Annotated in this window: 22 protein-coding genes; 16 read left to right on the top strand and 6 right to left on the bottom strand. The window is 59.7% G+C overall.

All coding sequences use genetic code 11. The features are described from left to right. Window positions 1-4: 4 nt before the first annotated feature. The 5 genes from HFO71_RS26855 to HFO71_RS26835 form a co-directional block, all read right to left on the bottom strand. Window positions 5-2728, bottom strand: a complete 2724-nt coding sequence (locus HFO71_RS26855) for a hybrid sensor histidine kinase/response regulator (protein ID WP_221988611.1) — start codon at window positions 2726-2728, stop codon at window positions 5-7. Window positions 2729-2905: 177 nt separating this feature from the next. Then, window positions 2906-3079: a hypothetical protein gene (locus tag HFO71_RS26850; RefSeq protein WP_165503844.1), complete on the bottom strand. Its 174-nt coding sequence runs from the start codon at window positions 3077-3079 to the stop codon at window positions 2906-2908. Between the two features lie 10 nt (window positions 3080-3089). Continuing rightward, window positions 3090-3272 (bottom strand): hypothetical protein, encoded by a 183-nt coding sequence (locus tag HFO71_RS26845; RefSeq protein WP_020052618.1) that lies wholly within the window; start codon window positions 3270-3272, stop codon window positions 3090-3092. A gap of 139 nt (window positions 3273-3411) precedes the next feature. Further along, window positions 3412-3666: a DUF2934 domain-containing protein gene (locus HFO71_RS26840; protein ID WP_168256041.1), complete on the bottom strand. Its 255-nt coding sequence runs from the start codon at window positions 3664-3666 to the stop codon at window positions 3412-3414. 142 nt (window positions 3667-3808) lie between these two features. Beyond that, a complete protein-coding gene (locus HFO71_RS26835) occupies window positions 3809-4450 on the bottom strand; it encodes a UdgX family uracil-DNA binding protein (protein WP_077980190.1) in 642 nt (213 codons plus the stop codon). 165 nt (window positions 4451-4615) lie between these two features. Here HFO71_RS26835 and HFO71_RS26830 point away from each other — a divergent pair, with 165 nt between their 5' ends. The 5 genes from HFO71_RS26830 (at window position 4616) to HFO71_RS26810 (ending at window position 9597) form a co-directional block, all read left to right on the top strand. After that, complete coding sequence (locus HFO71_RS26830; protein ID WP_077980276.1) at window positions 4616-6079, top strand: phospholipase D-like domain-containing protein; 1464 nt, start codon at window positions 4616-4618, stop codon at window positions 6077-6079. Window positions 6080-6174: 95 nt separating this feature from the next. Continuing rightward, window positions 6175-6990: an endonuclease/exonuclease/phosphatase family protein gene (locus HFO71_RS26825; RefSeq protein ID WP_077980189.1), complete on the top strand. Its 816-nt coding sequence runs from the start codon at window positions 6175-6177 to the stop codon at window positions 6988-6990. A 313-nt stretch (window positions 6991-7303) separates the two neighbouring features. Next, complete coding sequence (locus HFO71_RS36485) at window positions 7304-7591, top strand: DUF2934 domain-containing protein (protein ID WP_077980188.1); 288 nt, start codon at window positions 7304-7306, stop codon at window positions 7589-7591. Window positions 7592-7742: 151 nt separating this feature from the next. Next, complete coding sequence (locus HFO71_RS26815) at window positions 7743-8663, top strand: NAD(P)/FAD-dependent oxidoreductase (RefSeq protein ID WP_132614820.1); 921 nt, start codon at window positions 7743-7745, stop codon at window positions 8661-8663. Window positions 8664-9255: 592 nt separating this feature from the next. Next, complete coding sequence (locus HFO71_RS26810; RefSeq protein ID WP_077980185.1) at window positions 9256-9597, top strand: hypothetical protein; 342 nt, start codon at window positions 9256-9258, stop codon at window positions 9595-9597. Window positions 9598-9769: 172 nt separating this feature from the next. Here HFO71_RS26810 and HFO71_RS26805 read toward each other — a convergent pair whose 3' ends face one another. After that, on the bottom strand, window positions 9770-9973 hold the full coding sequence (locus HFO71_RS26805; protein WP_025397417.1) for a hypothetical protein: 204 nt from the start codon (window positions 9971-9973) through the stop codon (window positions 9770-9772). Window positions 9974-10264: 291 nt separating this feature from the next. Between HFO71_RS26805 and HFO71_RS26800 the strand changes: the two genes are divergently transcribed. The 11 genes from HFO71_RS26800 to HFO71_RS26755 all read left to right on the top strand — a co-directional run bounded on the left by HFO71_RS26800 (window position 10265) and on the right by HFO71_RS26755 (window position 20308). Then, on the top strand, window positions 10265-11806 hold the full coding sequence (locus tag HFO71_RS26800; RefSeq protein ID WP_077980183.1) for a UbiA family prenyltransferase: 1542 nt from the start codon (window positions 10265-10267) through the stop codon (window positions 11804-11806). Between the two features lie 10 nt (window positions 11807-11816). Then, entirely contained in the window at window positions 11817-12248 is a 432-nt protein-coding gene (locus tag HFO71_RS26795) for a GtrA family protein (protein WP_025397419.1), read from the top strand. Between the two features lie 7 nt (window positions 12249-12255). After that, entirely contained in the window at window positions 12256-13578 is a 1323-nt protein-coding gene (locus HFO71_RS26790; protein ID WP_077980182.1) for an FAD-binding oxidoreductase, read from the top strand. Next, window positions 13575-14324 carry an SDR family oxidoreductase gene (locus tag HFO71_RS26785; protein ID WP_077980181.1) on the top strand — a complete coding sequence of 250 codons (750 nt, stop codon included), beginning with the start codon at window positions 13575-13577 and terminating at the stop codon, window positions 14322-14324. The genes HFO71_RS26790 and HFO71_RS26785 overlap by 4 nt, the downstream gene beginning before the upstream one ends. 145 nt (window positions 14325-14469) lie before the next feature. Then, complete coding sequence (locus HFO71_RS26780; protein WP_077980180.1) at window positions 14470-16029, top strand: hypothetical protein; 1560 nt, start codon at window positions 14470-14472, stop codon at window positions 16027-16029. A gap of 159 nt (window positions 16030-16188) precedes the next feature. Continuing rightward, the gene (locus HFO71_RS35955) at window positions 16189-16935 is read left to right on the top strand and encodes a hypothetical protein (protein ID WP_245006988.1); all 747 of its coding nucleotides are present in this window, start codon (window positions 16189-16191) and stop codon (window positions 16933-16935) included. Window positions 16936-16955: 20 nt separating this feature from the next. Then, window positions 16956-17558 (top strand): hypothetical protein, encoded by a 603-nt coding sequence (locus tag HFO71_RS35950; protein WP_245006987.1) that lies wholly within the window; start codon window positions 16956-16958, stop codon window positions 17556-17558. 708 nt (window positions 17559-18266) lie between these two features. Then, a complete protein-coding gene (locus HFO71_RS26770; RefSeq protein ID WP_077980179.1) occupies window positions 18267-18590 on the top strand; it encodes a DUF736 domain-containing protein in 324 nt (107 codons plus the stop codon). Between the two features lie 342 nt (window positions 18591-18932). Then, window positions 18933-19100 (top strand): hypothetical protein, encoded by a 168-nt coding sequence (locus tag HFO71_RS26765; protein ID WP_165504247.1) that lies wholly within the window; start codon window positions 18933-18935, stop codon window positions 19098-19100. A 325-nt stretch (window positions 19101-19425) separates the two neighbouring features. Then, window positions 19426-19902, top strand: coding sequence for a hypothetical protein (locus tag HFO71_RS26760; RefSeq protein ID WP_221988610.1), 477 nt, complete (start codon window positions 19426-19428; stop codon window positions 19900-19902). Window positions 19903-20038: 136 nt separating this feature from the next. After that, window positions 20039-20308, top strand: a complete 270-nt coding sequence (locus tag HFO71_RS26755) for a type II toxin-antitoxin system prevent-host-death family antitoxin (protein WP_017958416.1) — start codon at window positions 20039-20041, stop codon at window positions 20306-20308. The last annotated feature ends 139 nt before the right edge of the window (window positions 20309-20447 follow it).

Genomic DNA, 20447 nt, shown 5'->3' with positions numbered 1-20447 from the left:
TACTCTAGGCGCCAGGCCGCTGCTGGACGGCGTTCTTGACCGCCTGGTCGAGCGCCGTGCTGCTGAAAGGTTTCGACAGCAGCACTGAACCGGCGAGACGGTTTGCATCCGGATCCGGCAGGCTGCTGTTGCCGGTGGCAAAGACCAGGCCGACCGACGGAAAGGCCTCGCGCGCCTTGGCGGCAAAGACCTGGCCCGACATACCGGGCAGGCCGACATCGGCGACGATGATGTCGACAATGGTGTGTCCGAGGATTTCCACGCCCCGTTCGCCGCTCTCAGCTTCGATCACGTCATAGCCGAGATCCTGCAGAATCTCGGCAGTATCCATCCGGATGAAAGCGTCGTCTTCCACGAGCAGCAGCTTCAGCTTTTCGCGGGCGTTCTCGGGATGTTTGGGAACCGTCACCGCGGCATCGCTCGCCCCTTGGCGGCGTTGTGTCCTGATAGTAAGCACGTGGCGGATCTTGCGGGCGAGTTCCTCGCGCGTATAGGGCTTGGAGAGCAGTTCGAGGCCGGGATCGAGCCGGCCGCCATGGACGATCGAATTTTCGGTATAGCCCGATGTATAGAGCACGGCGATATCAGGCAGACGCTCGCGTGCCATCCGCGCAAGCTCCGGGCTCCTCAATGGCCCGGGCATGACGACATCGGTAAAGAGCAGGTCGATATGGGCGCCGCTTTCGATCACGGTGAGCGCGCTTTGCGCATCCTTGGCCTTCAAAACGTAGTAGCCGAGATCCGACAGCATCTCGACGACGGTGACGCGCACGCCCTCATCGTCCTCGGCGACAAGGATGGTTTCCGTGCCCCCGGCGGCCGGTACGCTGTCGGCGGCCGTGACCCGATCCTCGCTTCGGAACGAGCGGGTCAGGTAGAGCTTGACGGTCGTGCCTTCGCCGATCTCGCTGTAGATCTTCACGTGGCCGCCGGATTGCTTGACGAAGCCGTAGACCATCGACAGGCCGAGACCGGTGCCCTTGCCTTCCGGTTTCGTCGAGAAGAAGGGCTCGAAGGCCTGATCCATCACCTCCTGCGTCATACCGGCGCCGGTATCGGTCACGGCGAGCACCACATATTGGCCGGCGGTGACTTCAGGATGGATGCGGCTGTAGGAATCGTCGAGGAAGGCGTTGCCAACCTCGATCGTCAGCTTGCCGGCGCCATCCATCGCGTCGCGGGAATTGATCGCAAGGTTGAGCAGTGCGTTCTCGATCTGGATCGGATCGGCGAAGGTGTTCCAGAGTCCGCCGGAGAGCATGGTCTCGACTTCGATCTCCTCGCCGAGTGCGCGGCGCAGCATGTCGTCCATGCCGGTGACGAGACGGCCGATGTTGATGACCTTCGGTTCCAGCGGCTGGCGGCGACCGAAGGCGAGCAGCTGGCTTGCCAGCCGCGAGCCGCGTTCGACCGCGGCAAGCGCGTTGGAAATGCGTTCCTTGCCTCGGCCGCCATCTGCCACATCCTTGCCGAGAAGCTGCAGATTGCCTGAGATCACCTGCAGCAGATTGTTGAAGTCATGGGCAACACCGCCGGTAAGCTTGCCGATCGATTCCATCTTCTGCGACTGCTGAAGTGCTGCTTCAGCCTGCTGGCGTTCGGCAATCTCGGCCGCGACGCGGACCTCGAGCATTTCATTGAGTTTCCGCAGCTGATCTTCCATGTCGCGGCGCTGGTCGATTTCGACTTTGGCGGCACGAAAGAGCCGGATATTGTCGATCGCGACGGCCGATTGGCCGGCGAGGCTGACGAGGCTCGCCTCGGCCGCTTGGGAAAAACGGCCGGGCTGGCCGTGACCGAAGAACAAGCCGCCGATGACGCTGCCGTCGCGTGATTTCACCGGCACGGCAAGATAACTCCTGACCGGAAGATGCCCCTTCGGCATGCCTGCATGCGGCGCATTCTGCCCGTAGCGCGGGTCGAGCAGGATGTCGTCGGAGCGCACGATGCCTTCGCCGTTGAAGGTCGGTGCGAAGACCTCGGTATTGCGCGGCATCGGGAATTTCTCGAAGTTCTTCCGATCGACACCGGCAAGCGCATAGAGCATGTAGCTGCCGCCCTCGCCATCATCGACATTGTAGAAGAAGGCACCGAATTCCGCGCCGGTCAGCGTCACGCCGGCATCGACGACAATCTGGGTGAGGCGTTCGACACTGGGCTCGGCGGTGATCGCCGCACCCGCCTGGTTGACGACTGCAAGCGCTTCCGATTTCGCGCGCAGCTCTTCCAGCGCGCGCTGTTCGCCGCGCTTGGCCGACACCTGATCGGTGACATCGAGGGCCGCGCAGAGGATGCCGGCGACCTTGCCGTCATCGTCGCGCAAAGGCGTGTATGAAAAGGTGAACCAAGTGTCCTCGGTACGGCCGTCGCGGCGCATCGGGATGAGCAGCTCTTTGAAGAGCTGCGAACTGCCTTCCAGCGTGCTGGCGACGATCGGCGAGAACTGTTCCCAAATATCCGCCCAGACCTCGCGGAAGGGTCTTCCGAGGGCATCGGGATGCCGCTCCTGGAAAACAGGCACATAGGCGTCGTTATAGAGAAAAGCGAGGTCCGGACCCCAAGCAACGAATTTGGGCTGGCGGGAATTCAACACCATTTCGGCGATATGCTTGAGAGATGCAGGCCAGCTTTCGACCGGACCGAGACCGACGGCGTGGAACGCCGGATGCCGTAACAATTCGCCGATTTCGCCGCCGCCTCTCGGCCAGCCGTTCCCGACGCTTCCCATTCAAAATCGCTTTCTTGTCGTCAGCCGCGCCGGGGGTGATCTGTCACCTCGGGGTTCAGCCCTTCCAAACCGTCAACATAGAGGCTTCCGATGGGAGGGAAAGGGCGCGGTCGAAATATCCTTAACTGCCGGGTGTTCAAACAGTTTTAGCAGTCTGCGGACGGCGCCTGTGGGCTGTTATTTTCGGTAGAGTTTCTGCGAGGCGGCAAAGGCGCGGCCGATATAGACGGAGACCAGCTGAACCGGCGCGCGCGAATCGCGAAAAACCAGTCCGACGAGATTGTCGATGACAAGGATGAACCCGAGCGCGAGACCGAGGTAGAGCAGTGCGGCGATGACGAGGAGCGACATCTCCATCCCCTCACACGATCGCGGTTGAAACGCGGCCACTGGCGGCGAAGAGCGGGATTGAGAGGATTTCGATACGGCCGTCGTTCATGGCAACTTCCCCGGTTTCGCCATAAACAGCCATGGGATGCTCTTGTTCCCGATTATTCGGGCAGGGCTCAACTTTTTTGGGAAGCCTCAAAGCTTGCAGCGTCATCCGGCCTCTGTTCACCCCCGCATGGAAGCCCCCATCCCTGCAATTCAATATCGCACAACCAATTCAGGCATATGACAAAAAAGGATCAAGGGCGTCGAGGCGACGCCCTTTTTAATTGAGATGCTCAGTATTCTAGTGTTCAGGACGCGGTCTTGCGGCTCGCGGTGCGCTTCGGCGCCGGCGTGACCACGCCATTCGTCTTGCCGCCTGTCGCAGTGCGCTTCGTCTTGGGCTTGGCTTCCTTGCCGTTGGAAGACGCAGCCGAGCCATCGAGCGCGTCGCGCTCGTGTCGTGCCTGTTCCCAATGGATCGACTCTCGCCCTGTCGGATAACCCTCTTCTTCCCAGAGGGTGTATGCACGTTTTTTGATCCACTCTTCCCGAGTTTCTGCCATCGCTGATCTCCAGTCACATGATGCCGTCGTTCGAACGCGATACCGCTTGGATGGTTCCAGAGGAGGGGAGCTCTTTCAAGCGAAATCGCGCCGCAACCGGAAATATTTCGCATCGCAGCATATTAGGGTTGAGAATCGGCCTTCACTGGGACCGAAACTCCACCGCCTTGTGCAGATCTGAGACGAAATCCCGGCGCTGCCGGCGCTGCTCTGCCTCGTCGCGAATGCGCAAGAGATAGGAAGGGTGGATGGTGACCAGGACAGGCGGACGGTTTTCCGGATGCAGGATATGGCCGCGCTCCGGCGTCAGCTTCACCTTCGGACCGAGCAGCGCATAAAGCGCGCTTGCGCCGAGCGTCACGACGAGCTTCGGCTGCAGGATGTTGAGCTCGGCGCCGAGCCACCAGGCGCACCGCCTGATCTCGCCGGCATTCGGTTTTGCATGCAGCCGCCGTTTGCCGCGCGGCGTGAACTTGAAGTGCTTAACGGCATTGGTGACATAGCAGCGCTGGCGGTCGAGACCGGCCTCTTCCAAGCATCGATCGAGCAGCCGACCGGCGGGACCGACAAAAGGCCTGCCGGTCAGATCCTCCTGATCGCCCGGCTGCTCGCCGACAAGGACGATCTCGGCTTTCACAGAGCCTTCGCCGAAGACGATTTGCGTGGCATTCCTGTAAAGATCACAACGGGTACAGCCATCGGCCTGATGCCGGAGTTCGGCAATGCTTTCGGCATCCGCGACTTCGAGCGCCAATGCGGGACCGATGTTTGCGGCGATGTTCATGATGGCGATCCTCACCTCCTCGGGATCAATCGATCCGCGCAGGGATTGTTCCCTGCTGAAACGGACGGCGCCGGGTCGGCAAAATGATCACGGTGAAAAATTTCGCGTCATGGGAGAGCGACGGCGCGATTGAACGCCGCCGTTTCGCGGCTATATTCGCCAGCGATGTTCTATCTCCTGTCGACCTACTGGCCGCATATCCTCTTTGTCGTCTCGATCGCCATGGGGGCCGCGGCGGCGATCCATGCCGCCATGACCAAGGAGGAGGTGCGTGCCGCGATCGGCTGGGTCGGCGTCATCATCCTGTCTCCGATCATCGGCGCGGTGCTCTATGCGATTGCCGGCATCAACCGTATCCGTCGCAAGTCGCTAAGCGTCCGCCGTGACGCGCTGCTGCTTGCGGCCGAATTCGACGAGTTGGAGACCTTCGACGCCGAGGCCGAGACGGTGATCAGCCAGTTCGGTCGCCGCTTTGCGGCGCTGCAGACACTCGGCGACCGGGTAACGCGCAATCCGCTGACTTCAGGCAATACGATCGACATGCTGGAGACCGGCGACGAGGCCTATGCGGCGATGAAATCAAGCATCGACGAGGCGACGCGCAGCATCCTGCTCGAAACCTATATCTTCGACCGCGATGCGGTCGGCCTTCGCATCGCCGATGCGCTGATTGCGGCGGTCAGGCGTGGTGTGGAGGTCCGGGTGCTGATCGACGCGGTTGGCGCGCGTTATTCGGTGCCGAGCATTCTTGGCCATCTCCGTGAGAGCGGCGTCACCGTCGCCGTCTTCAACGGCAACGTCATCATGGGGCTGCGGCTGCCCTATGCCAACCTGCGCACCCACCGCAAGATTCTGATCGTCGATGGGAAAATCGCGCTAACGGGCGGAATGAACATCAGGGCGGGCTTCAGCGAGGAGGCAACAGGCGAGAGCTTTGCCCACGACACGCATTTCAGCGTCACCGGCCCTGTCGTGGCCGATCTTTTCGACCTCGCCGCCGAGGACTGGCGCTTCTCAACGCAGGAGTTGTTGAACGACGAGCCCTGGCGCATCGAACTGCCAGAGCGCAGCCCCGGCGACCCCATCCTGATGCGCGTCGTCGCCTCCGGCCCGGACCGCAGCGTCGAGACCAACCACAAAATGCTGATGGGCGCCTTTTCCGTGGCGCGCCAATCGATCCGCATCATGTCACCCTATTTCCTGCCGGACCGTGAACTGATCAGCGCCCTGGTGACGGCGGCGCGGCGCGGCGTTGAAGTCGATATCGTCGTGCCCGCGGTCAACAACCTCGTGCTGGTCGACCGAGCGATGACGGCGCAATTCGACCAAATCCTCAAGAACTACTGCCGCATCTGGCGCTCCACCGGCAGCTTCAGCCATTCGAAGCTGCTGACGATCGACGGCACCTGGGCCTATGTCGGCTCTTCCAATCTCGATCCGCGTTCGCTGAGGCTGAATTTCGAGGTCGACCTCGAAGTGCTGAATGAGGGCTTTGCCGCCGAGATCGACGAGCATATCGAGGAAACCCTGAAATCAGCGACGCCGGTGACGCTCGACGGGCTGCGCGCGCGGCCCTTCGCGGTGCGCCTGCTCGAGAAGGTGCTGTGGCTGGGCTCGCCCTATCTCTGACGAATTTTTTGCATTCTGACATGGCAAGTTCTGCCCGGCTGCCTATACTGCCGAATGAGTAGCCCTTTTGATCAACGGAACAAGTGCGCCGCCCTATGCACGCCAGGAAAGACAGTCTTCCCGCCAGTATTCTCGCCTCGATCAGGAGCAGGAAAAAGCGGCTCGACGCGGCGCATATGGAGGCAAGGCCGCGTAGCGCCGGCACGCTGATCGCCTCCTACAACGTGCACAAGTGCGTCGGCACCGACCGGCGTTTCGATCCGGAGCGCACCAGCCGGGTGATTCACGAAATCGGCGCCGACCTGATTGCGCTGCAGGAGGCCGATACGCGTTTCGGCGAGCGCACCGGCATTCTCGACCTCGGCCGGCTGGAGCGGGAGACGGGCCTCATTCCGGTGCCAATTGCCGGTATGGCGAAGGCGCATGGCTGGCATGGCAATGTCGTGCTCTTCAAGAGAGGGCTGGTGCATGACGTGCATCAGGTCAAACTGCCGGGTCTCGAGCCGCGCGGCGCGATTGTCGCCGAGATCGAACTCGAAGAGGGCGGGGTGCTGCGCATCATCGCCGCGCATTTCGGCCTGCTGCGCCATAACAGAGCCCAGCAGGCCCGCACCCTGGTCGAGCTCATCAACGACAGGCACGAGATGCCGACCATCCTGCTCGGCGACCTCAACGAATGGCGGCTCGGCGACCGCTCCTCGCTCAACACCTTCCAATCCGCCTTCGGCGAGCTGCCGCGCGCCGTGCCAAGCTTTCCCGCCGGCCTGCCCATTCTGGCGCTGGATCGCATCATCGCCAACCGCAAAGGCATCATATCCGAAGTGGAAGCGCATGATACGCCGCTCGCCCGCGTCGCGTCCGACCATCTGCCGATCAAGGCGCTTGTGGATCTGAAACCAGCAGCAGTCTGAAGAACGGAGCCGACGCGCGGGCTTAAGTGGCCGAATGTTCCCTTGAGCTTGATAGGGCCTCAGGATCGGAACTGTGGGGTAAAGATCACGCCCATGCCAAGCGCCTTCCGCGCGATCCACCTTCAGCTTCAACGAACACCGAAACGGTCGTTGCGCGTGAAAAGAGCGACTCGTCTTTACTGGCCTTTTCGGCATCGACCCCGCCGCTCGGCTTCTCCTGCGTGTCTACGGCGCCTGGATGCCGGGAACTTCGCTGAGGACGACGAGTTAGCGGCGAGGCCATCGGCTTCCGCCGGTGCAAAGGAGAAGCGTTATGGAAGATCGGGATCGAGAAAACAGAATCCGCGAACGCGCCCATCAGATCTGGGAGCGCGAAGGAGGAGGCGAGGGTAATCAGGAACGTAATTGGGAGCAGGCTACCCGCGAGATTGATGCAGAGAACGCGGCAGCTGGTGAAGGCGACGATGGAAAAACCGGCTCGACTGGGTCGGCGAGCGGCCTGCAAGGGGGCGGAACCTCGCCAGGAGGTGGGCCGGCATCCGGCGTCGACAGCATGGCGGTGCCAAGGAAGAGTGGAAGAGGCGGGCCCGGTCCGAACTAATCCATCTCAAAGACGCAGACAAACCTGAGAGACCAAGTGGTCGCATGCTGTAAGAGCGTGATCAGGGTTAGCGATGATCGGTTCCGCGGAAATTCGACAAGATCGAACGTCGCGAGCGTGGGAAGCCCCATTTGATCGAGGGACCGAAGCGATGACGACGGAATTGCGGATTCTCGACGCCGTAGTGGTAGGCGCGGGCCCTGGAGGCATGACGGCTGCTATCTATCTGGCGCGGCTGAACCGCAAGATCGCTGTGGTCGACTCTGGCCACAGCCGCGCACTGCTCATCCCTCGCTCACGCAACCATCCAGCCTTCCCTGAAGGCATCGAGGGAACCGAATTATTGCGGCGCATGAGCATGCAGTTGCAGAACTTCGCCGTCGACACTGTGATTGGCACCGTTAGGCGGCTGAGGCGATGTGAAGCTCGTTACTTTTTGGTTGAATTCACCGGCGGTCGGATCTGGGCGGAAAACATCGTGCTGGCAACGGGTCTTGGGGACATATTCCCACCCATAGATGGAGCCTATGATCTCGTCCGCTCTGGCCACCTCCGCTTCTGCCCGATCTGTGACGGTTATGAAATTGCGGGACGACCGGCAGTGGTGATCGGCGCAACGGAGCGGGCCGCTTCCGAAGCGCGCTTCTTAAAATCATTCACAACCGACATCGCCATTGCGACCCTCGGGAATACCTTGGACGTCACAGCCGAAACGATGGATCGGCTTATCGACGACCGAGTCACCGTACGGTGCGAGCGCTTGGTGCGATGCTTGCGTTCCGAGCACGGAACGGTCGACCTCGTCCTTGAAGCACCGACTGCGCTCGAAAAGGTCGTGCTCTATTCCGCGTTGGGGGTTCGGCCCCACTCGCAGCTCGCTGAGCGACTGGCTGTTGCACTCGATAGGGATCGGCGGATCAAAGTTGGTTCACATCAGGAAACAAACATCCAGGGGATCTACGCGGTTGGCGATGTTGTCACAGGTCTGAACCAACTCGGTGTGTCGATGGCGCAAGGCGAAATCGCGGCCGTCGCCATTCACAATCGGCTGCGCGAACGCAAGAACGACTGATGAGGCGTTAGTTGCCCGAGGCGAAGGGGCAATCTTCGCGCATGAGGAACGGTGATACCACCCGAAGGAGCGCCGAGAAACCAACGCATGCGAGCCCCGAATTGGAATCGATGTGCCTCGCCCCGTCGCGGAGTCGACCCGACGGTGGCCTGCAACAGCCGATTTGGCCTTCGGCGACCCGATACCGTGGAACCTTTGCTGAGCTTGAATGTTAGCGGCATCTGCACGGCAAAGGCCGTATTGCCGCTGGTCTATCCCGAGGCAACCGGCCCAGATGCTGGTGGAAAAGCATAGGAACGGCTGAGGACCCAGCGTTACATGAACCAACGGTGCCCATCATCAATGGGAGTGCTGTTATCTCTGTCCCTCAGGGTTGGCAGCCGGGCGGCATCGCGGTGCGGAAGCTTTTGAAGGCTTACAAGGCAGGAGGAGGATCGACAATGGACCAAGGCTCATCCCCGTGGTTGCTTTCGTCCTACGTGGGTGCCGTCATCATCATCGGCCTCATCATCACCGCGGGCTCGATCTCAATGTGGTGGTTGAGCGGGGGCGACGGTGCGGCATCATCTCCAAGCGAAATAGGAGAACCGCGATGATCAAGAAGGATGGCAAGACCGCTGCCGAAGTGCGCGGTCGAATCCAATCAGGAGACAGCGGAGACATCAGATCGGGATTTGACCCTGCAGCCGCGCCACTGGAAACAGATGCTGAGGCCGCAGGTCAGCCGATGAGCCACGAAGAGATCGAGACGGCGCTGCATACCCAGAGCAGGGGAGCGGCCGATCGCCAACGCAACTACGATGTCGCCATGCGTGAACCCGGGAGTGCAGGGACCATGCCCCAGACGACGCGCTCTAACCCTTTACGCATCTTCATCGCCACACTGGCTCTTGTTGCGCTGGCAGTGGCGATCGCCAGCTGGATTTACAGCTGACAAGCTAGACGTTTGATCCCGGATTTTGATGGTGCAATCTTCTCACAGGCTAGGAGGGATTCGCTATGGGACAAATTCTGCATGGGAGCGCCACGACGACAGAGGCGATAGGCAAAGCAAGCCGCGCCAAGCGGAGCTTCTAGTAACTAAAGACCGTTCAACCTTGTCGGCACTACTGCGCGACCAGAACGGCTCCCATCAGGATTGCGCAGACGAGTCCAAGGATGTTCAAGCCGAGCGAGACGAACTCGCTGATCTGCTGACGGTGGGGATGGCAATGCTCTGCATTTCCTATGACGGCAATAGCCCCGCCGACCATCCAGCAAGTCAGTGTCAATGTCCCAAAAACAAGTGCCAAGTTCATCGCTTCGTTCAACCGGTCTTTGCGTATGGGGCACCCAACCGATACATCAGGGGTTTGTTCCGGCAGTCGAAACTCCGTCCGGTGGGGTACATCGCTCAGTGCAACCAGCCTACGCCCCGGCAACGAGGAGGTGCCGGATAGATCACTGATCATCCGTTCCGTGCGCAAGGGTATCCGCTGCCTGTCTAAACTTAGAGGTGAAGGTCGAGCAAAGAGTCAGACGCAAGCGACTGGGCTATGGAACTAAGCGGCTTGGCCGTTGTTCGGCGATTTCCACATACCTCAAGTATAAAGGGAAATCCTTTGAGCGAATTGCGCCAGGAGTTTGAGCTTCGAAGAGATTTTCTACCGACGGGTCAGGAGGACGACTGGATTTCACCTCGTCGAACGATATCAACGCTCGGTGGCTCGTCGACACCACAAAGTTCGGATTCGTCGCGGCCGCTGGTCATCGATCTCGATGGCACCTTGGTTCGATCCGACCTGCTGATTGAGGCCGCCTTTTCTGAACTCAGGCGCCGCCCCTTTTCCATCGTTGACCTTGTCCTCGCAACGTGCAGGGGAAAGGCATGCCTCAAGCACCGTCTTTCCACACCCGCGGATTTCGATCCGGCTATCCTGCCCTTTGATCCCGAGGTTCTGAACTTGATCCATACGGCGCGGGAAGAGGGACGTCAGGTCTATCTCGCATCCGCGACTCACGAGCGCCTTGTCTCGCGCGTTTCCGACCATCTAGGGGTCTTCAACGGCTGGTTTGCAACGGACGAGACGACAAACTGCGCCGCCGAGGTGAAGGCGGAAAAGCTCGTTTCGGCCTTTGGCCATGGCGGTTTCGACTATGCCGGCAACAACGCCGCAGATCTGCCTGTATGGCGCCACGCCGGAAAATCATACGCTATTCGGACGCCGGCCAGGGTAGCGAGGCAACTGTCGCGCCAATGCGACAATGTTGAACATCTTGCGCACGACAAACCGACCTGGCGGACTTGGGCGCGGTTGCTGCGGGTGCATCAATACGTCAAGAACGGGCTCGTCTTTATCCCGTTGCTGACAAATCAACTCTTCGACGTCCATAGTCTTGCCAATTCCGCTCTGGCTTTAGTCGCCTTCTCGCTTTGCGCGTCGAGCGTCTATGTGCTGAATGACCTGGTCGACCTTCAAGACGATCGCGGTCATCGCAGCAAATGCCGCAGGCCGCTGGGGTGCGGCGATATCCCGCTCTCACACGCGCTCATGGCAATCCCCGTTCTCCTTCTGCTGTCGTTTATGGTCGCCCTGACGATTACACCCGCCTTCATTTTGGTGCTCGCCGGATACTTTGCGTTGACCACCGCCTATTCGTTCTTTCTGAAGCGGAAGATGATCCTCGATGTCGTGACCCTTGCAGCTCTTTATACCACACGAGTGGTAGGAGGGTCGGCGGCGATCTCGGTTTGGCCTTCTCCTTGGCTGCTTGCCTTCATGATGAGTTGGTTCCTCTCGCTTGCGCTCGTCAAGCGATACACTGAGCTCATTTCGCGCCGAGCCGCGAACCTACCCGACTCGAAGAGCCGCGATTACAAGAATGGAGACGTCGGCATGATCGGCGCATTGGCGGCCGGGGCCGGAATGAACGCGCTCACATTGTATGCGCTCTACGCTGCAAGCGACAGCGTGCAGGATCTCTACACCCGGCCGGGAATTTTATGGCTGGCGGGACCAATCCTGGCTTGCTGGATTGCCCGCATCCTGTTGCTCGCCCATAGGGGACTGATGCATGACGATCCGGTCGTATTTGCGATCAAGGACAAGGTGAGCCTTGCGACTCTGGGCGTTGCCAGCGCCTTTGTTGTCGCCGCACTGTGAGGTGAGCGAGATGCGTTCCCATTATGGGGGTGAAGGGATCCCGACCCGCATCGCAGTTCGCTATGTCGTGTTCGCGATCCTCTCGACTTTAGCAAATTTTGCGGTTCAGGCGGCTGTCGTGAAGATCTACCCGTCGCAAAGCCTCGTGCCGTCAATGCTCGCGGGCACTGCCGCCGGGTTCGGGCTTAAGTACTTCCTCGACAAAAGGTGGATCTTCTTTGACCGATACGAGTCGCACGGCGACGAATTGCTCAAGATCGTCCTTTACGGCCTGTTCAGCGTCGTGACGACGATCATATTCTGGGGATTCGAAATTGTCTTCTGGACAGTCTGGAGAACGGATCTAGCGAAGTATGCGGGCGGGGCGATCGGTCTGGCGATCGGCTACATCTCAAAATTCGCGCTCGACCGAAAATTCGTGTTCAAGTTGGAAGGGGCGTGACAGACTGATGGAGGGATGGGGACGTTATCCACGCCATGATGGTGAAGTGCTTGATTGCAGGCTGCCGGAAGCGCTGCCTGGAACGGTGTCATCGCGCGCGGGTCTGATTGCTCGCGGCAACGGCCGCTCGTATGGCGATGCCGCGATCGGTGAGCATCTCACTTTGACCTGCGGTGCATTGAACCGGATGAAAAGCTTCGACGAGGTGAACGCGTCGCTGACCGTCGAAGGTGGCGTCATGCTGTCGGACATTCTCAGGTCGTTCATCCCCCGGGGCTATTTCCCCCCGGTAGTCCCAGGAACGAAGTTCGTCACAGTTGGAGGAATGATCGCATCCGATGTGCACGGGAAGAACCATCATCGCGACGGTGGGTTCGGCGAACACGTTCGCGAAATCAAGCTGGTTATCGCCAGCGGTGAGATCATTACCTGCAGCAGAACCCAGAATTCAGAGCTTTTTTTCGCAACGCTCGGGGGTATGGGCCTGACGGGCATCATCGCTGAAGCGACCTTTACGCTGAGGCCCATCAGTACCGGCTGGATTGTTCAAAAGACGGTCGCGACAGAAAATCTCGGCGATACGCTGAAAGCCTTGAAGCAAACAGACGACGCGACCTATTCCGTCGCCTGGATTGATTGCCTTTCGCGGGGCGCTTCGCTCGGCCGCTCGCTGATCTTTGTCGGCGAGCACGCCAGCCCGAGCGACATCGCTCAAATGCCAAAAGCAGCGCCATTGCCTCCCTTCAAGGCAGCCCGTTTTTCACTGCCGGTCGACCTGCCTGGTTGGGCGCTCAACAGAAGGAGTGTTTCCGCATTCAACGATCTTTATTATCGGGCGGGTGCCCGGAAAGCAGCCCGAGTCTCTTTGGTCCACTGGGACAGCTACTTCTTCCCGCTTGACGGTCTTCTCGAATGGAACCGCCTGTACGGCAAGCGCGGCTTCCTGCAGCATCAATGCGTGGTGCCTGACGAAAACGCACTTGCGGTTCTGAGCAGTATGATCGATCGTTTCGCTCTTTCTGGGAAAGCCTCATTCCTGGCCGTTCTGAAAAGGCTGAGGGGTGGCGCAGGCCTTCTGTCATTTCCGGCGCCAGGTTATACCCTCGCACTCGACCTGCCGGTCGCGCCCGACGTGTTCCAGCTGTTAGACGAAATTGACAAGCTGGTTGTCGCGGCGGGAGGGCGGCTCTATCTCGCCAAGGATGCGAGGCAATCCCGTCACACATTCGAAGCCGGTTACCCCCGACTGCAGGCGTTCAAAGAGGTGCGACGAACAACGGGGGCCGACCGTCACTTTAGTTCCCAGCTGGGAAAAAGGCTTGGCATATGAAAGCCATCGGCAAGACACTGCTCCTGATTGGGGCGACGTCGGATATTGGTCGTGCGACTGCCCTGGTCTATGCCGAGGCGGGCTGGGACATTCATTTGGTCGGACGCAGGCGTGAGCTTGTCCAACGTGAAGCCGATGACATCGTCACGCGCACCGGCGCCGTCGTCGCCGCCCATGAACTGGATATTCTTGATACCGGCCGCTTCGAAGAGTTCCTGAGCACCGTGTCGCCATTGCCTGACACGGCCATTTGCGTCGTCGGCGAACTCGGCGAGCAGGCCCGCGCCGAAAGGGAACTCGAACACGCCGCCATGGTGATGCGGACAAACTTCGAAGGACCGGCTTTGATGCTCGGCCTCCTGGCTAGCCGCTTTGCCGCGCGCGGGTCCGGCACCATCGTCGGCATAAGTTCGGTCGCCGGCGACCGCGGGAGAGGATCAAACTATGTGTATGGCGCCGCGAAAGCTGGCCTGACGGCGTTCTTGTCCGGTCTCAGGAACAGACTATCCACAGCCGGGGTACGCGTCCTCACCATTAAACCGGGTTTTGTGCGAACGCGGATGACTGATGGAATGAAGCTTCCACCCATGCTTACGGCCGAGCCTGCAGAGGTCGCTCAAAGGATCTTCGGCGTTGCCGATGGCAGCAAGGGAGGGGACGTCGTCTATGTCAGGCGGATTTGGTATCCGCTCATGGCGATAATCCGAGGCATCCCGGAACCGATCTTCAAGAGGTTGCGGCTGTGATCGAACCCTGGGGAATAGAAGATAGAGATTGCCCTGGCCGCTTCGTCGTCCACATGTTCCATCTTGTTGATCCGCTTTTTCTTGATCCGCTTTTTCCGGGCGCCGATGCGGATCAAGGCCTGCCCTCGGGAAGGACGGGGTCTAGATGATGCGCCGCCTTTTTTCCGCACAAGTTGCGCTCCTGGTGGTCGCGGCAATTTGTGCCGCCATGCTTGCCCTTCCTGGACGGACCATCAACACCGCTTTCATCAACGATGTTTTGATATTCATTGATGGAGCGCATCGTATCGCTGTCGGGCAGGTGCCAAACCGTGATTTTCATACGGCGCTCGGACCGTTGGTCTTCTATATCCCTGCCTTGGGATACCTCCTGTCCGGAAATTTCGGCGCCGCGATACCGATGGGAATGGCGCTCCTGACCGTCGCGTTCATGCCTGCGATGATCCGTATCCTTCTTTCGCGCCTCAGCTCACCCTCAGCCATCGCCTTGGGCATATTCCTGATTCTTATTCTCGCTGTCCCGATCAATCTCGGAAGTCCGGTCCGGCTTCTTTCTTTTGCGATGTTCTACAATCGCATCGGCTGGGTCGCTCTCGGGCTCATCCTGGTGATGTACCTGACGCCGAGATCCGAAGCCGCGCGCAACGACGTTGCAGACAGTCTCGCGACGGCCTTTCTTCTACTTGTCCAATTCTACACGAAGGCGACCTACGGACTCTGCGGCGTGGCCTTTCTGATCTTCCTGTTGTTGGACCGGCAGCAACGTTCCTGGATCCTGGTCAGTCTGCTCCTGACCGCACTGGCAATGATCGTCATCGAGTTCTTCTGGCGCGGCACGCTTCAGCATATAGAGGATCTGCGGGCCGCCGCACGGGTCAGCGGTGATCATGACGTCCGCAGCATACTGAAAAATGTCCGTGAGAATTTGTCGGATCTGGTGGTTTTCACGGTGTTTGCGCTGGTTGCCTTCTGGCACATCCGCAGCCTTCGAGACCTCCTCTACAGTGGCTTCTGCGTGGGTGCAGGATTGGCAATCATCAACCAGAACGCCCACAGCTGGGGTATCATCACTCTCTATTGCGGAGCGGCCGTCCTGGCGGAAAAGGCACGGCGTTTTCAATCTGGCGACCAAAGCGCGCAAATGGAGAGGCCTGCTCGTCTTGCAGCTGCACTGCCGCTGCTTCTAATCTTCTTTCTGTTGCCGCCCATCGTCCACCACGGAGAGGCGATCGCTCTCCACACGGCACTTGCGGCGGAGAATGTGGGCAAGCCCCTTGGCCCTCCGCTTTTTGAAGACGTCCGGGAAATCGACCCGCCCGGTGGCGAGCCTGATTTCATTCAGCGCTACCTCGATAGTATCGAAAGTGGGGGTGCTCTACTTCAGGCCCTGCCGATTCCGCTCGAACGGGTATTCGTGCTCGATTTCGTCAACCCCTTTTCCGCGGGGCTCGGAATACGTCCTCCCACAGGTGACACTGCGTGGTTCCACTGGAACCGCAACATCAATGAGAAGGCTTACATCCCACCAGAAGCACTGTTCGCCGACGTGAAGATTGTGATGGTGCCGAAGACTGGCATCAATAGCCTGCCGTTACAGGAGCTGTATGGCCCATTCATCTCGAAGAATTTCGACATGGTGCAGAAAACGCCGGAATGGACGATCTACCAGCGACCACAGGCCGCGTTGGAAAGCGAGGCGCGGTGACGCAGGCAGTGAGGTCGATGCCGGAGCAGGAAGGCGCATCGCCACGGGCGGGCCGCCAATACCTCTGGTGGACCCCCATCGCCTCATTTGCTCTGGTACTTTCAGCTATTCTCGCTCTGCCCAACCAGACGATCACCAGCAAATACGTCAACGATCTATATGTTTTCCTCGACGGTGCGCATCGCATCTGGTCGGGACAAGTTCCGAACGTTGATTTTCCATACGTCGCTTGGCGCGCTCACCTTGTATATTCCCGCTGCCGGCTATGGCCTTTCGGGAAGTATGGGCGGCGCGATGCCAGTGGGAATGGTCATAGTCATCCTGCTGTTCGCAGCCGTTGCCGCGGAGATCCCCGGCAGCCGCATGCAAAAGGCGCTCGGCTTGCCCTTGGCAGCTTTTCTGCTTTTGCTCGTCGCGGCTCCTGCCAATCCGGGAGAACGGATAGGCGATCTCACATTTGCTATGTTCTACAATCGACTGGGCTGGGCTTCGCTCGGTCTCCTTTTGGTCATGTACCTGCCCCGCCTATTCAGCGCTGGGAGCAAGGCCGTGGATGCCGCATGTGCAAGCTTCCTCGTATTGCTCATGGTCTACACAAAGATCACCTACGGCGTCGCAGAGCTTGCATTTCTGGTCTTCCTGGCGACCGACCGACGTCAAATCGGCTGGACGGCGCTGGCGCTCGGGATAATCGCGAGCAGCGCCCTTGCCATCGAACTTCTCTGGCGCGGTGGCCTCAACTATCTCGCGGATCTGCGCGTTGCAGGCGAGAATAGCGGCGGCCTCGCGACGCTCGACGCTCTGGGGCACGTCTTGCTGAATAATCTCGCTGACCTTTCTGTCTACGCACTTGTCGCTGGTATCTTTCTTGTCCTCGCACCAAGCTACCGCAATCTTTTTTTATAGTTTTTTGCGGCGTAACCGGGGTGCTGCTCATTGAACAAAATTTTCAACGTGCGGGCATCCTGACGCTGGGGCCGAGCGCTGCTGTCATCACTCAATCTCTTTTGAAGGCCAAGCTTTCCCGACTGCACCCGAAGGCTCGCCTCGTCTTGCCGCTACTGCTGGCATTTCTGCTTGTGCCGGCGGCGATAAGCAATTCCGCGGCTGTCGCCATTCATGCCCGTTACGCCATTGCCGGGCAGGGCGAGCCTATGCCGCTGCGAGAATTTTCCAGAATTCGGCTTGTCGAGACATGGAGTGCTGGTCAGTACGACTACTTTGTACAGTATAATCGCACTCTGGCTGAGGCGTCGGACGTGCTGTGCCAGTTGGGCGCTCGCCAAGCGACTGTCGCCGTGCTGGACTTCGTCAACCCCTTCTCGGCCGGCCTGGCGCTCCCGCCGCCCGTTGGCGACAGCGTCTGGTACCACTGGGGACGGACGCTCGGTCCCGAATATCATCCACCCGCGGAGGAGATGTTTGCCGACGTCGACCTGATCCTCGATCCCAAATGGCCCATCGAAATCTGGACGGCGAATGGCATGCGCGACTTTTTTGCTCACTATTATCGCCCGCCATTACAATGAGGTGCGGGAGACGACGAATTGGCGCATCTACCGCAGGAAAGCATGACCGGCGGTTGCCTTCCCGCTCAGCTTTGAGCCGACCTACCGGAACCTCCGTCCTCGTTTTTTTATGGTGTCATCAATCAAGCCCAGCACCTTTTACCGCCGCTGCCTGGATGTTTGCTAACCGTGCTTCGGAGCGGGATGTTCCTAGGGTCGCGTCGAAGAATCGCTTACCCTACGGCCTCGTCGCAGACAGCTTCGAACGGCTCAGCCCTGTTGCATCGTCCTTCGTTCGCTTGATGCCTAGCATCCTGGTTGGATGCCTCAACGGACGGCGGCTCGGCGTCTGGTCTTCGCTCAACACCTACCAGCCCGCCTCCCGCCGCCCCAAGTTTCCCGCCGTCCTGCCGGATCGCAACCCGCTGTGGCGTGCAAGATGGCTTGCTGCCCGGCGCAGATATGCGGAAGGAGGACCTGTCGCTGTGTAAGACATCCGGGGCAGGGCCCGTCCGCGAGGCAGCAATCGGATAGCATGGATTGTTGTCTCCGCTGACGGCTGCCATTCAAGACCATACCCGTTCTCCATGTCGCCTTTTAAGAGGCCGGCCGCCATCAGCGTCAACCCGCAAGGGGTTCCCCTGCGCGGCGCTCCGGTGACGCCTGCGGCTCGGCCCCTTCTTCGGGCGCCATCGGGAATGGTCCCGAGCAACCGAAGGAGACACCACCATGGCTACCACGATCGCAATCCTCACCGCAAAGAGCGATGGCACCCTCGAAGGCATTTTCGCCACCATCCGGGTCAACGCCCCGATCGCCATCGTCCCGAATGCCAACAAGGTGAGCGAGGAAGCTCCCGACTACCGTATCATCCACCGCAAGACCGGCTTCGAGATCGGCGCGGGCTGGAACCGCATCGCCCGCCTGACTGGCGAGGAATACCTCTCGGTGAAGCTGGAGGCTCCGGAAATCGGCGTGATCTTCGGCAACCTCGCCCCCGCTCCCGGCGGCGAGCCGAACCGCAAGGTCATCCTCTGGAACAACCCGAACTGAACGACAGACCGTCGGCCTCGAGCGATCGAGGCCGACTTCCGGAATGTCTCTGCCGCGAGCCTTGTTGTTATTCGAGCCGGCGAGGGGCATCGAGCCCCTTGCCGGCTTTTCCGGTGCCATACGAGAGGGAGGGTCTGCTCAGTCCGTCCAAGGGTGCCATGGCGGCATGAAGGCCTCAAGGACGAGCGGTGCCCCCAATTTTGTCTGCGCTCCGGGTCCCCCTCCACTTCGACAAAATCGGCTCCCCCACTCGCCGGCTCCGCCGATTGCTTCGCAATCCTTGACCCCTGCATCCCTCCATGACCGCGGGCGTCGTCTTTCACAAACGTCAAGGAGACGACAATGACCACTTGCATCGACGAAGTCATCGTGCTGCTGCAGGCCGAGCTGCGAAACGCTGATCCAACCGAGCGTCGCCAGATCGAGAACGAACTCGAACTGGCTCTGGCCGAACGCGAGGTGATCTGGGCCGAGCAGGAAGGCCGCATCGAGGCTGAGCCTCCGTTCTGACGGAGGCTTATCCCGTATTCGTGAGCCTGGCCGGCCGGATCGACCGGCCGCCAGGCTATCAAGGGTTTCACCCCTCGACACTCCCCGCCGGCTGACGCCGGAAACGGTCGCGTCCCCTTTGGGGCCGCGGGTCTCTTCTCTCTCTGACGTCCTATTTTACTCCAGCAAATCCGGCGTCAAGGACGGCGCGGTCTCCCCCAATTTTTCCGGGCGCTGCGCTCTGGAAAAATCGGTTCCCCCGCTTGCGAGCCGCGTTCCGCGGTCCTTGACCCCTCTTTGCAACAGAGTGGCCGATCTCCGTCATCAACATGAAGGAGATCACATTATGACATCCGACCAGAACCTCATGCTTTACGCCAAGCTTGCCGGTTTCCGGCTCGTCGTCCTCGCAAATCGCTTCGGATGCGACACCGATTTCTCGCGAGAACTACACGATCGGCTGATTGAAGGGCTCGAGGCGGCAGTCGCTCGCATCCGCGTCATCATGGAATTGGAACGAACCCTTATCGTCGGAGATGACGAATTCATTGCCTATCAGCTGCAGGGCGAGACCGAGATTTTTGGGCGCTTCACCATCAACCTGCTTGATGATCTCGACATCGATCTCGACACATGTGAATACCGCATCAACAGCCGTGGCTGGACCAACGCGGTTGCGGCGGATGACGGTGGGGTCGAGGTCAACTTTCCGACATTGGTCCGGTTGACCGACGATGAACTCGGCACACTGGCGCCGATCGTAAAGCAAATCACGCAGAAAACTGGAATTCCGGTTCATGCGGTGCGCGCCGTTCAATGCTAGCGGTAAAAGCGCTCGGATGCAGAGAGAGGCGGCTGATGCCGCCGCCTCCTACTGGCGATGCTTACATTGTGAGCAAAGTTGCAGCATTGCTGTAAATATTGTATATCACAACAAATACAGCAAAAAGGAAATCCATATGTCAAAATCAAGCGGTTCCTATTCAACCAGCGATCTCTCGCGTAAATCTGGCGACATCATCGCCGAGGCTCTCCGCCATCCAGTGACCATCACCCAGCGGAATAAACCCCGGCTGGTTCTCCTGAATATCGAAGACTACCAGCGGCTGATGAAGCAATCGAACCAGCGCACCGTCGGGATCATCGAAACGATGCCCGATGAACTGTTTGCCGAGTTCGAAAACGCCGTCGAGGCCTACGCCAGCGAGGACGAGGCAGGACGCTCATGAACTACGAGCTGTGAGAATGCCGCGGCGGGACGGTGATCTGGTTCTCTTCTTTCCCGTCACCACCAAACAACCGGAGGCGTCGCGGTTTGCTGTGGAAGTGCCAGCGATCGAAAAGGGCCGCGCCGGTCTCGATGCCGAT

It is taken from the genome of Rhizobium laguerreae (assembly GCF_019778565.1).
Lineage (GTDB): Bacteria > Pseudomonadota > Alphaproteobacteria > Rhizobiales > Rhizobiaceae > Rhizobium > Rhizobium laguerreae.
Note: the sequence above shows the minus strand (reverse complement) of the source record. Positions and strands in the feature narration are given on the sequence as shown.